Annotated in this window: 12 protein-coding genes; 4 read left to right on the top strand and 8 right to left on the bottom strand. The window is 69.4% G+C overall.

The features are described 5' to 3' along the window. Together ACRDPS_RS18410 and ACRDPS_RS18405 are read right to left on the bottom strand one after the other, a co-directional pair. On the bottom strand, nt 1-845 hold an 845-nt coding region (locus tag ACRDPS_RS18410; RefSeq protein ID WP_431503112.1), incomplete at its 3' end, for an ABC transporter transmembrane domain-containing protein. Further along, on the bottom strand, nt 842-2,662 hold the full coding sequence (locus ACRDPS_RS18405) for an ABC transporter ATP-binding protein (protein WP_431503111.1): 1,821 nt from the start codon (nt 2,660-2,662) through the stop codon (nt 842-844). The genes ACRDPS_RS18410 and ACRDPS_RS18405, both read right to left, overlap by 4 nt. Nucleotides 2,663-2,736: 74 nt before the next feature. On the opposite strand from ACRDPS_RS18405, the gene ACRDPS_RS18400 reads away from it, so the two are divergent. Both ACRDPS_RS18400 and ACRDPS_RS18395 read left to right on the top strand, forming a co-directional pair. After that, nucleotides 2,737-3,360, top strand: a complete 624-nt coding sequence (locus tag ACRDPS_RS18400; RefSeq protein ID WP_431503110.1) for a TIGR03085 family metal-binding protein — start codon at nt 2,737-2,739, stop codon at nt 3,358-3,360. A gap of 125 nt (nt 3,361-3,485) precedes the next feature. Next, the gene (locus ACRDPS_RS18395) at nt 3,486-4,913 is read left to right on the top strand and encodes a YncE family protein (RefSeq protein WP_431503109.1); all 1,428 of its coding nucleotides are present in this window, start codon (nt 3,486-3,488) and stop codon (nt 4,911-4,913) included. A 442-nt stretch (nt 4,914-5,355) separates the two neighbouring features. Here ACRDPS_RS18395 and hisF read toward each other — a convergent pair whose 3' ends face one another. From hisF to ACRDPS_RS18380, 3 genes are all read right to left on the bottom strand, one after another. Then, complete coding sequence (gene hisF / locus ACRDPS_RS18390; RefSeq protein WP_431503108.1) at nt 5,356-6,117, bottom strand: imidazole glycerol phosphate synthase subunit HisF; 762 nt, start codon at nt 6,115-6,117, stop codon at nt 5,356-5,358. A gap of 156 nt (nt 6,118-6,273) precedes the next feature. After that, complete coding sequence (gene priA / locus ACRDPS_RS18385; RefSeq protein WP_431503107.1) at nt 6,274-7,023, bottom strand: bifunctional 1-(5-phosphoribosyl)-5-((5-phosphoribosylamino)methylideneamino)imidazole-4-carboxamide isomerase/phosphoribosylanthranilate isomerase PriA; 750 nt, start codon at nt 7,021-7,023, stop codon at nt 6,274-6,276. A 181-nt stretch (nt 7,024-7,204) separates the two neighbouring features. Then, complete coding sequence (locus ACRDPS_RS18380; RefSeq protein ID WP_431503106.1) at nt 7,205-7,924, bottom strand: VOC family protein; 720 nt, start codon at nt 7,922-7,924, stop codon at nt 7,205-7,207. Nucleotides 7,925-8,009: 85 nt separating this feature from the next. Here ACRDPS_RS18380 and ACRDPS_RS18375 point away from each other — a divergent pair, with 85 nt between their 5' ends. Both ACRDPS_RS18375 and ACRDPS_RS18370 read left to right on the top strand, forming a co-directional pair. After that, the gene (locus ACRDPS_RS18375; RefSeq protein ID WP_431503105.1) at nt 8,010-8,324 is read left to right on the top strand and encodes an ArsR/SmtB family transcription factor; all 315 of its coding nucleotides are present in this window, start codon (nt 8,010-8,012) and stop codon (nt 8,322-8,324) included. Then, on the top strand, nt 8,321-8,734 hold the full coding sequence (locus ACRDPS_RS18370) for an SRPBCC family protein (protein ID WP_431503104.1): 414 nt from the start codon (nt 8,321-8,323) through the stop codon (nt 8,732-8,734). The genes ACRDPS_RS18375 and ACRDPS_RS18370 overlap by 4 nt, the downstream gene beginning before the upstream one ends. Nucleotides 8,735-8,905: 171 nt before the next feature. Here the strand turns inward: ACRDPS_RS18370 and ACRDPS_RS18365 are convergent, their stop codons facing one another. The 3 genes from ACRDPS_RS18365 to ACRDPS_RS18355 form a co-directional block, all read right to left on the bottom strand. Next, nucleotides 8,906-9,376 (bottom strand): SRPBCC family protein, encoded by a 471-nt coding sequence (locus ACRDPS_RS18365; RefSeq protein ID WP_431503103.1) that lies wholly within the window; start codon nt 9,374-9,376, stop codon nt 8,906-8,908. Beyond that, nucleotides 9,373-10,485, bottom strand: coding sequence for an isochorismatase family protein (locus ACRDPS_RS18360; protein ID WP_431503102.1), 1,113 nt, complete (start codon nt 10,483-10,485; stop codon nt 9,373-9,375). Before ACRDPS_RS18360 ends, ACRDPS_RS18365 begins: the two co-directional genes overlap by 4 nt. A 178-nt stretch (nt 10,486-10,663) precedes the next feature. After that, nucleotides 10,664-11,191, bottom strand: coding sequence for a DinB family protein (locus ACRDPS_RS18355; protein WP_431503101.1), 528 nt, complete (start codon nt 11,189-11,191; stop codon nt 10,664-10,666). Between the last annotated feature and the right edge of the window lie 6 nt (nt 11,192-11,197).

Below are 11,197 nucleotides of genomic sequence, written 5' to 3'. Positions count from 1 at the left end.
CCGACGACCACTCCCGCGTTCGCGAGACCACCGGAGAGACCACCGAGGCTGAAGAAGATCGAGGTGTAGGCCTGCGCCTTGACCTGGGCGGCGCTGGTGGCGTCGATCTCGCGGTCGATGCGCGCCTGGGTGCGGTCCTCGACTGCGTACGCCTTCACCACGGCCGCGCCGACGACGGGCTCGGAGACCGCGGAGAGCATCTTCGCGACTTGGCGGCGGGCGAGCGTGTAGGCCGCGGACAGCTTGCGCTGGAAGAACCGCAGGCTCGCGAAGAGCGGACCGAAGCAGAGCCACACCAGGATCGCGAGCTGCCAGGAGTAGACCACCATCACGACGGTCGCGATCAGCATCTGCCCGATGCTGACGATGAAGAGCAGCCCGCCGAAGACGATGAACTGGCTGACCTGGTCGACGTCGCTGGTCACCCGCGAGACCAGCGCCCCGCGGTGTTCGGTGGACTGGGTGAGCATCGGCAGGTCGTGGACGTGCCGGAACGCCTTCGTACGCAGCGTCGAGAGGCCCCGCTCCGCCGCGGTGAAGAGGCGGCTCGTCATCAGGAACGACGCCCAGCCCGTGAGCGCGATGGCGACCGCCGCGACGAGGCCGGCGCGGATGACATAGCCGAGATCGGGCCCGCCCTCGCCGCTCAGCCCGTTGTCGAGGGTCTGCTGGACCACGACGGGTACGACGACCTGACCCACGCTCGCGACCACGGCGAGCGCGAACGTACGGCGGATGCCCTCGACCAGCTCCGGGGAGTGCTTGATGCCGAGGCGGATGGTCTCGATGGCGCCGAGCTCCTCGCCGCTGCCGACCCGGGCCTCGGGCTCGAGGGTGGCGGTCATCGGGCCGTCTCCTGGGGGATCTCGGGGGCGATCTCGGGGGCGATCTCGGGGGTTTCGTAGGCGTTGACCAGGCGGGCGTAGGAGTCATCGCGAGCCAGCAGCTCGGTGTGGGTGCCACGGTCGCGGATCCGGCCGTCCTCGAGGTGGACGACCTCGTCGGCCAAGGCGATCGTGGCCTTGCGGTAGGCGACCACGACCAGGCTGGTGTCACCGGCGCCGTCGCGGAGAGCGGAAAGGATGCGCTGCTCGACCTCCGGGTCTACGGCCGAGGTCGCGTCGTCGAGGACCAGCAGCCGCGGGCGTCTCACCAGCGCCCGGGCGAGCGCGAGGCGCTGCCGCTGACCGCCGGAGAGGCTCGCGCCACGCTCGCCGAGGGTGGTGTCGAGGCCGTTGGGCAGCGCGGTGACGAAGCCGTCGGCCTGGGCAGCCTTGAGCGCGGACCAGACCTCGTCGTCGGTGAGGTCGGCCCCGAGGGTGACGTTGCCGCGTACGGAGTCGTCGAAGACGAAGGCGGTCTGCGGCACCACGGCCGCGACCCGGGCCCACTCCCCCGCGGCCAGGTCGCGCAGGTCGGTGCCGTCGAGGGTGATCCGGCCCGTGTCGGGGTCGACCAGCCGCGCGAGCAGCATGGTCAGGGTGCTCTTGCCCGATGCCGTCTCGCCGACGACCGCGACGGTCCTGCCCGGCTCGACCACGAAGTCGACGCCGTCGAGGAGCGTCGGTCCGTCGGCGTACGCATAGCCGACACCGTCGACCGCCACGCGCGCGCCGGTGGGCTCGCGGCGCGTCCGCGCCGGGCCGTACACAAGTCTCCCGGTCGCGTCCAGGACACGCTGCACCCGCCGGAACCCGACCACGCTGCGCGGGAACTCGCCCAGCAGCCATCCGAAGGAACGGATCGGGAAGGCCACGATGGTCAGCAGGAAGCCGATCTGGACGACATCGCCGGGCGCGGCGGCGCCGCCGGCGACACGCCCGACGCCCACTGCCAGCACGGCGAGGACCCCGATGTTTGGCAGCGCGGCCAGGACCGGGTCGAACGCGGCGCGGAGCCGGCCGGCACGGATGTTGACGTCGCGCAGCTCCTGCGCCTTCTCCTGGAAGCGGGAGGTCTCCTCGGCCTCACGCCCCAGCGTCTTGACCACGAGCGCGCCGTCGAAGGACTCGTGCGCGATCCCGGAGAGCTCGGCACGCAGCTGCTGGGCGCGGGTGATCAGCGGCGAGGTGAACCGCTGGAAGACCAGGTTGGCGACCACGACCGCCGGGAAGACGAGGATCGCCACGGACGCGAGAACCACGTCGGTCACGAACATCTGGGCGACCGCGATCACCATCATCGCGAGCGTCCCGATCGCCATCGGCAGCGGCGCGATCGGTGCCCAGGAGGCCTCGACGTCGGAGTTGGCGTTGGAGAGCAGCTGGCCGGTCGGGTGCCGGTGGTGCCAAGCGAGCGGAAGGGCGAGATACTGCCGGGTGACCGCGCGGCGCGAGTGCGCCTGCATGCGGAACTGCATCACCCCGGCACCGAGCCGTCGCGCCACCACCCCGACCGCCCGCAGGATCGCGACGGCGACGAAGAGCCCGACCACCGCCCAGAGCCAGCCGGCGCCGATCTCGCCATCTCGCAGCGCCGGCACCAGCACATGGTCCGTCGACCAGCCCAGCACCCAGGCGTCGGCGACCGTCAGCGCCCCGAAGAGCGCGGATCCGAGAGTGGAGAGTGTGAAGACCGCCCACTCGCGCCGGATGGCCACTCCGAGAACCTTGAACCCGTCGGTCGCAGTCGTCCGCTGGGGTATTGGATCCTCGTCGCTCATCTCAGGTAAAGCCTAGGTCAGGCCTGCTGATGCGACGAATTTATTTGCGACCGTCACTCGATAGGGTGCGAGTCGTGCCTTCCTTCGCGCGCTCCGAACGCCTTGCCCTGTGCGACACCGCCGTCTCTCTCGGGCCAAGTGCCCCGACGCTCTGCGAAGGTTGGGAGGTCAAGGACCTGCTGATCCACCTGTTGGTGCGGGAGCGCCGCCCGTGGGCAGCGCCGGGCATGTTCCTCGCGCCACTCGAGCCCATGCTGAGGAAGGCAGAGGCCGCGTACGCCGCCGAGGGGCTCGAGACGCTCGCCGCCCGCCTCCGCGACCCGAAGTGGACGCCGTTCGCGCTGGACCCGGTCGACAAGCTGGTCAACACCGTGGAGTTCTTCGTCCACCACGAGGACCTGCGCCGCGCCCAGCCCGGCTGGGAGCCGCGTACGCTGCCCACCTCCGCCGAGCGAGACCTCTGGCGCACCCTGCGAGTGCTCGGGAAGGGCCTCGTCCGAGCCGCCGGCGTACCCCTCGTGATCACCGACGGCACCACCACCGTCACCCTGCGCCCCGGCGAGGAGCCGGTCACCATCACCGGCCCCATCGGCGAGCTGCTCCTCTTCTGCTTCGGTCGCCACGAGGTGCGTGGGCTCTCCTTCGACGGCCCCGCGGAGAAGATCACCCGGCTGGAGAACGCCAGCCTCGGCTTCTGAATCCGCTTCCAGGGGCTGGGTCGAAGCGGACCCAGCCGATCCTCCTCCGAGCGTGACCTCCGTAACTTTTGTACGTCCCGTGACGTTTTGTCATAGATAACCGAATCCCCCAGGAGGTCCCTGACATGCGTCGCGCAGCAGCAGTCACCGTCGCCGTGCTCTTCGTCTTCTCGCTCACGGCAGCAGCGCCGGCAGACAGCGCGAGCGCGAACCCGGAGTTGCGAGACGTCATGGTCGTCGGCAACAACTGGGACGGCACGGCCTCGATCGTCGACGCGCGGTCCCTCGAGGTGCTGCGCAAGGACATCGACCTGGTGCCCGACAAGGACGAGGAGCTCGCCGAGATCCGTAAGGACCCCGAGCGCCTCGCGATGTACTACCTGGTCCGCTACGGCCCCGGGGAAGGCAACGACCAGCTCGTGGACGACATGTTCACCACCCGCGACGGCAAGCTCCTGGCGGTCTCACGTCCCAGCCTCGCCGACGTGGTCTGGATCGACATCGAGAAGGCGCTCGCGGGCGCGCCGGACTCGGTCGTCGTCGAGCAGCAGATGGACGGTCACCGCACCGACCACATGGGGCTCTCCCCCGACGGCACCAAGCTGCTGGTCTCGGACTCGACGTCCCGCTCGGTGCACGAATACTGGATGGGCGGCGCGGGCGACCCGCGGACGGGCGAGCGGCTGCGTACGTTCGAGTCCGGCGAGACGCCTCACGAGAACAATTACTCCGAGGACGGCTCACGCATCTTCCACGCGTCCATCGGCCGCGTCTACCTGCCCGGCGACCAGAAGGAGCTCTCCCTCGACTCGTTGCCGCTGCTCAATCTCGACCAGCTCGGCCTCGGCAGCATCCCCGGCACGGACCTGCTCCCGCCTATCAAGATCGGTCCGATCCACGACGCGATCAAGGGCGACCGCTGGTTCGAGATCGTCGAGGAGTCCAGCTTCGAGATCTCCCAGCGCTGGGAGATGGGCAAGGAGCTGGAGGAGGCGGGCTACGCCTCGATCTCCTCCGCGGTCCGGCCGATGGCGGTCGCGCCGGGTGAGCGGTTCATCTACTTCCAGATGTCCTTCCTGCACGGGATCGTCGAGTTCGACACCCAGGCGGCCGACATCGACGGCAAGGTCGGCTATTCCACCGGCTCCGTCGAGGAGCCGCGTACGGGCGCCGTCACGCGTGTCATCCCGCTCCCCAAGCGCACCCAGCTGCCCCGCGAGCTCTATGTCAACGACTCCGCTCACCACGGGCTCTCGATCGACTCCGAGGGTGAGACGCTGTGCGCCGCGGGCACGATGGACGACTATGTCGCGATGGTCGACCGCTCCACCGGTGACTACAAGACGCTGGACGAGGAGACCACCGGCCATTACTACGGCAAGCCCTACTGGACCACCGAGGGCCTCGGCAACACCTGTTGGGCGTCGCTTTCGGATGCCGACGCGGTCGCCGTGATCGACTTCGAGACGGGCAAGGAGCTCGCCTATCTCGATGTCGGCAACCACCCCCAGCGCGTACGCCACGGGCAGATCCCGAGCTCGCTGCTGAGCTAGTTGTCCGCGCTAGGACGCAGATTCCCGCCATGGCGGGAGTCTGCGCGGCGTGTCCGCGCGGGTCCGCGGCATTTTCCCGCCATGGCGGGAAAATGCGCCAGGCCAGCCTGTCCCGGCGACGCGCCGTGCGGTGTCGGCGCACGCAACCCAGGTGTGCGATACCGCCTCGAGCTATCCGATGGGGGGAGCAGAATCCCGCCATGGCGGGGTTCTGCCGGGCAGACCGACCGGCAGGCGCCGCACTTTCCCGCCATGGCGGGGTTCTACCGGGCAGACCAACCAGCAGGCGCCGCACTTTCCCGCCATGGCGGGGTTCTACCGGGCAGACCAACCAGCAGGCGCCGCACCTTCCCGCCATGGCGGGGTTCTGCCGGGCAGACCGACCGGCAGGCGCGGCATTCCCGCCATGGCGGGAAAGTGCCGCGGGGCCCCGGCAATCCCGTCAGCGAACGGGCGCGCCAGCGCCGGAGAGCGCCTGCTTGACCTCGCCGATGCGCACCTTGCCGAAGTGGAAGATGGTGGCCGCGAGGACAGCATCCGCGCCGGCATCCACCGCGGGCGGGAAGTGCTCGGCCTTCCCCGCACCACCGGAGGCGATGACCGGGACGGTCACCTCGCTGCGTACGGCCTTGATCAGGTCGAGGTCGAAACCGTCCTCGGTCCCGTCGGCGTCCATCGCGTTGAGCAGGATCTCGCCGGCACCGAGCTCGACGGCCTTCGCCGCCCACTCGATCGCGTCGATCCCGGCCGACCTGCGACCGCCGTGGGTCGTGACCTCGAAACCGGAATCGGTCCCCGGCGCCCGCCGGGCGTCGACGGAGAGCACCAGCACCTGGTTGCCGAACCGTTCGGCGATCTCTGCGATCAGCTCGGGGCGCACGATGGCCGCGGTGTTGACCGCGATCTTGTCCGCACCGGCGCGAAGCATCCGGTCCACGTCGTCGACGCTGCGGATCCCGCCGCCGACGGTGAGTGGGATGAAGACCTGCTCAGCGGTGCGCGTGACGATCTCGAGCGTCGTCGCCCGCCCCTCGTGGGAGGCGGAGATATCGAGGAAGGTGAGCTCGTCGGCACCTTCCTTGTCGTACGTCGCGGCCAGCTCCACCGGGTCGCCGGCGTCGCGCAGCTCCTTGAAGTTGATCCCCTTCACGACGCGACCGGCGTCGACATCGAGGCACGGGATGACGCGTACGGCCAGGGTCATCCCGCCACCTCCGTAGCGCAAGCGCCAGAATACGGACGCGACGGTATGAGGCCCATCCTCGCTCGCTGACGCTCACTCATCCCGCCACCTCCGTAGCGCAAGCGCCAGAATACGGACGCGACGGCACGAGGCCCATCCTCGCTCGCTGGCGCTGACTCATGACTGGTCCCCGCGCGGCCGCCCGAGGGTGAGATCGAGCGCCTCGGCGAGGTCCAAGGACCCGGTGTAGAGCGCCGTACCGGCGATCGCACCCTCCACGCCGACCTCGACCAGACCCATCAGCGCCTCGATGTCGTCGATGGTGGTCACTCCCCCGCTCGCCACGACCGGCCGCTCGGTGGCCTCGCAGACCGCGCGGAGCAGGTCGAGGTTCGGGCCCTGGAGCATCCCGTCCTTGTTGACGTCGGTGACGACGTAGCGCGCGCAGCCCTCAGAGTCGAGGCGGGAGAGCGTCTCGTAGAGGTCGCCGCCCTCCTTGGTCCAGCCGCGAGCCGCGAGGGTGCGGCCGCGTACGTCGAGGCCGACGGCGACCCGGTCGCCATAGGTCGCGATCGCCTGCCGGGTCCACTCCGGGTGCTCCAACGCCGCGGTGCCGATGTTCACGCGCCGGCATCCGGTCGCCATCGCGGCCTCGAGGGACTCGTCATCGCGGATCCCGCCGCTCATCTCGACCTTGATGTCGAGCTTGCCGACGATCCCGGCGAGGATGTCGCGGTTGTTGCCGTGCCCGAAGGCCGCGTCGAGGTCGACCAGATGGATCCACTCGGCCCCGGTCTCCTGCCACCGCAGCGCCGCCTCGTACGGATCGCCGAACCGCTTCTCCGACCCGTCCACGCCCTGGACCAGCTGCACCGCCTGCCCGCCCTTCACATCGACGGCCGGCAGGAGCTCGAGGTAGTCACCCATGAGCACGATCCTATGTTCTGTACGCCACCACCCATGCCCCGCCATCCGGCGGCGAGACGGTCCCTCCATCATGGCGGTGTCCTGAGCTTGTCGAAGGGTATGCAGACGAGCGAACACATCCCTCGCGGACCTCCGCACGGGAAGCGGCCCTTCGGCTGCATACCTTGACGAAGGAACACGCTCAGCGAGGCGCCAGCACCTCGAACTCGAAGGCGTCCGGATCCAGCATCCTCGCCCACCGCCCGTCGTCGTACGTCCCAGCGACCGGCGTGGCCCCGAGCCCGACGAGGCGACGGATCTCGTCGTCCGGGTCGGTGCCGCCAGGTGCGATCAGGTCGAAGCGGAACCGATCGCGGGGCCCACGCGGCACCGGGGTCGGACCGCCCCAGGCGACCTTGGCGCTGCCCGACGGTGTCGCGACCGCTGTCTCGCCGTCCTCGTCCCACACCAGCGGCCAGCCGAGTGCCTCGCTCCAGAAGACCCCGGTCTCCCGCGACCCGTCAGCGGCGACCTCACCGAGGAAGGCGGTTCCCTCCAGCCAGCTGTTGCCGGCCGGGATCACGCACAGCTCGTTGCCCTCCGGGTCGCCGAGCACGATGTGGTCCTCGTCCGGCGTCTGCCCCACGTCGATATGGGCGGCTCCGAGCTCGATCAGCCGGTCCACGGTTCGCTGCTGGTCCTCGGCCAGGCTGCTGGTGAGGTGAAGGTGGTGTGGGTTCTCCAGCGTCTTCGGCGCCTCGGCGGGCAGGAACCGGATCCTGAAGTCGTCGTCCGCCCGTGGCAGCAGCCTGATCTCCTCGCCGCCGTGCTCGATCTCGCGGTCGAGCACCGCCGCCCAGAACTCCGCGACCCGGTCAGGGTCGTTGGCGTCGATGCAGATCCCGAACCGCCGAGGTGTCATGAACGGCAACGTAGGGCGAGGAGGGCTGCGTACGCAATCGGTTTCGGGTTGACGTCGACACGCCTGGCAGATACTTTTCCTTTTGGTGAAGTATTCGATCGATGAAGTCGCGCACGCAGTCTCCTCCGCACCACGCCGGAGGCTGCTGGAGCGCGTCGCTCAGGGTCCGGTGAGCATGTCCGCGCTCGCCGAGCACCTCGACCTCTCACTCCCAGCCGTCGACAAGCACCTGAAGGTCCTCGGCTCAGCCGGTCTGGTGACCAAGACGAAGACCGGCCGCGTCACCCAGATCACCCTCGATCCACGCGGCCTCGACGCCATGGCGACCTGGGTCGAACGCACCCGAGCTCACTGGGCCGGCGCGATGCACCGCTATACCGACCACCTGGAGGACAGATGACCGAAGTCGTGACCGAGACGATCGTGAAGGCGACTCCCGAACGGGCCTGGCAGGCCTGGACCGACCCGAGCGAGCTGGCCGCGTGGTGGTGGCCGATGTTCGCCGACACCACCTACGACCTGGACGTACGCCCCGGAGGCGGCTACCGCTTCGAGAGCCGTTCCGCGGGGATCGGTGCGCGCGGGACCTATACCGAGATCCTCGCTCCGCAGCGCCTGATGATGACCTGGGTGTGGCTCACCGACGGCATCGACGACGGCCCCGAGGATTCGGTCACCGTCACCTTCTCCGCTGTCGATGACAGCACCGTCGTACGCGTCGTCCACAGCACCGGCGCCGCGGAGACCGAGGGCTACGCGCAGGGCTGGCGAGACTGTCTCGACCGGCTCGAACAGCTGCCCGGTCGGTGAGTAAGAGATCGCGCAGGTAGGGCCGCCTGCTACGCGCCGCGATACGGGCGCGCTGGCTGCGTTGTCGCCCCTCGATGGTGCAACCAGACCGCCTTCGAGGCTCCGCCTTGCCAGCACACCCGTCTCGCGACGCTCGCGACGGCGCCCCTACCTGCGCGATCTCTAGCCAGGTCACCTGGGGTCGGCGGGACGCGCGGCCAGAGCCTTCAGGTTGGCCAGTCCCTTCTCCATATCCGGCGCGATGGCCTTCTCCATCGAGTAGACCTTCGCCATCAGGCCCACCACACCGCCCACCGAGCCGGCGTGGGTCCAGGTCAGCCGCGTGCCGCCGTCGACGGTGACGAGATCGAAGCCCACCGTGCTCCGGCTCTTGAACGGCTTCAGGAACTCCAGCGCGACCTCGATTCGCTCGGGGCTCGACGCGGTGATCTCCATCGCGCCCGCGCCCGCGCGCTTGTTGCCCGACCACGTATAGCGCGCACCGACCCCCGAGTCCGTGCCCGAATACGTACGCGACATGTCCGGGTCCAGCCCTTCCCAGGGCGACCACGCCGGCCACTCTCGGAAGTCGTCGATCAGGGCATGAGCCCGCCCGATGTCGCACGGCAGCACCGCAGACCTGGAGACCTCGTAGGTGGTCATGTTGCGACACTACCTCCAGCGGCGATCAGCCCGAGGACATCGTCGGTGGGGCGTACGTCGCCGAAGGTGCGATAGATCGTCGTCAGGGTCGCGTTGTGGGACTCGTCGTCGCGACCCGCCGTGGCGTCGGCGACCACGAGCGTGCGATATCCCAGCGTTGCTGCGTCGCGTGCCGTTCCCGCAACGCAGACCTCGGTGAGCGTGCCGGTGACGACCACGGTCTCGATGTCACGCTCCCGAAGCTGGTCGTCCAGCGTCGAGCTGCCCGGAAAGAGCGCGCTGGTCGCGGTCTTCTCGACGAGCATGTCGTCCTCGCGTGCATCGAGGCCCGGCCCGAGCCGACCCGCGACCGGCCCGGTCCCGCCGCTGCGCCGGAACAGCTCGGCCACCTCGTCCCCAAGGAACTCACGCGCCCAGGCCGTCTGTCCGGGGTCGCCCGGCACGACCCACGCGACAGCGCCGCCGGCATCGCGGAGAGCATCAGCGAGCAGACGTACGTTCGGGGTGATCGCGTAGCACGTCGCGTTCGCCTCGTAGAAGAACGGCACGAGATCGACGACGACCAGCGCCGTCGTGGCCGGGTCGAGGCCCTCGTACGCATGGCGTCGGCCGCGCCGGCTCTCCTGTCGCGTGTACTCACGCTCGGGGATCGCCCACCTGTGCACCCCCGGTGCACGAAGCCGCATCTGGGTGGATCGGCTGCGCTCCTCGTCGACCTCGAATCCGAGTCGCTCGTAGAGGCTCCGAGCGCGTGGATTGGCATGCAGGACCCGGAGCACAACGTCCTGCCCGACCGCGGCCGCACGCGTGGCGACCGATGCGACGGCCGCACTGCCAAAGCTGCGACCCTGCTGGTCAGGCTGGATGGCTAGGTCCCGGATGGTGAGGTCGGGCCCGTCGTCGGTGACCCGGATGAACCCGACGCGCGCACCGTCGCCATCGAGCAGAACAGAGACCGAACCGGTCGCGAGCGCTGCGAGCTGTGCGGCGTACAGCTCATCGTCCGTCCGGCCGGTGGCCTCCGCATGGTCTGCGTGGAGAGTCAGCCGATAGAGATCCCAGACCCATCCGATGTCGTCGGTCCCCAGCGCTCCGGTGTGCAGGCTCACGGTTCGCGACCGTACACGCTCGTGCGAGTGGCGGGCTTGGTGACCGGCCACCGGCCACGAGGGAGCGTGATCCCGGCGCGACACGCCGACGCGGCGGCGTGTCGTCACCAGATCAAGACTCGACGTGGTCGCCCGCTGCCCGAGTGGAGTGCTCGATCTCGGCACAGCGGTCGGCCCATCAACCCCTGTCGTGAGGCGGAGCGGTCTCGCGGTCGACACCGACCGAGCCGTCGATGGTCTCGCGGAGGATGTCGGCGTGGCCGGCGTGACGGGTGGCGTCGCAGAGGCGGGCAGCGATGATGTTGAAGAGCATGACCTTCTCCTCCCACCACGGTACGTAGCCGGGCGCATCGATCGGGAGCGCCTCGATCGTGGCGTCGACGTGTGTCCCGACGCGGCGGTAGAGATCGAGAACATCGGCTCGGGTCTCGTGCTCCGTGGCCCGATGGGTGGCGCCCCACCAGCCGGCGGTGTCCCACGGCGGAAGATCGACCGGCGGCGTACGGCCGAAGACCTCGCCGAAGTAGCGCGCGTCGGAGAGGGCGTTGTGCTTGACCAGGCCGAGCAGATTGGTGCCCGTCGGGGTCATCGGGCGGCGGACGTCATGGTCCGAGAGCCCCTCCAGCTTCCACACCAGCGCCTCTCGGACGCCACGCAGCTTGTCGTGCAGATGCGCCTTCGCGAAGTCGTCGATCACGACGGTCATCCTGCC

Source organism: Nocardioides sp. (assembly GCF_050699375.1).
In the GTDB taxonomy this organism is placed as follows: Bacteria; Actinomycetota; Actinomycetes; order Propionibacteriales; family Nocardioidaceae; genus Nocardioides.
Note: the sequence above shows the minus strand (reverse complement) of the source record. Positions and strands in the feature narration are given on the sequence as shown.

What these genes read in the sequence shown, in the direction of transcription:
- ACRDPS_RS18395 (WP_431503109.1), top strand. Translation starts at nt 3,486, where the DNA reads ATGCGTCGCGCAGCAGCAGTCACCGTCGCCGTGCTCTTCGTCTTCTCG.
- priA (WP_431503107.1), bottom strand. Translation starts at nt 7,023, where the DNA reads ATGGGTGACTACCTCGAGCTCCTGCCGGCCGTCGATGTGAAGGGCGGG.
- ACRDPS_RS18370 (WP_431503104.1), top strand. Translation starts at nt 8,321, where the DNA reads ATGACCGAAGTCGTGACCGAGACGATCGTGAAGGCGACTCCCGAACGG.
- ACRDPS_RS18405 (WP_431503111.1), bottom strand. Translation starts at nt 2,662, where the DNA reads ATGAGCGACGAGGATCCAATACCCCAGCGGACGACTGCGACCGACGGG.
- hisF (WP_431503108.1), bottom strand. Translation starts at nt 6,117, where the DNA reads ATGACCCTGGCCGTACGCGTCATCCCGTGCCTCGATGTCGACGCCGGT.
- ACRDPS_RS18380 (WP_431503106.1), bottom strand. Translation starts at nt 7,924, where the DNA reads ATGACACCTCGGCGGTTCGGGATCTGCATCGACGCCAACGACCCTGAC.
- ACRDPS_RS18355 (WP_431503101.1), bottom strand. Translation starts at nt 11,191, where the DNA reads ATGACCGTCGTGATCGACGACTTCGCGAAGGCGCATCTGCACGACAAG.
- ACRDPS_RS18365 (WP_431503103.1), bottom strand. Translation starts at nt 9,376, where the DNA reads ATGACCACCTACGAGGTCTCCAGGTCTGCGGTGCTGCCGTGCGACATC.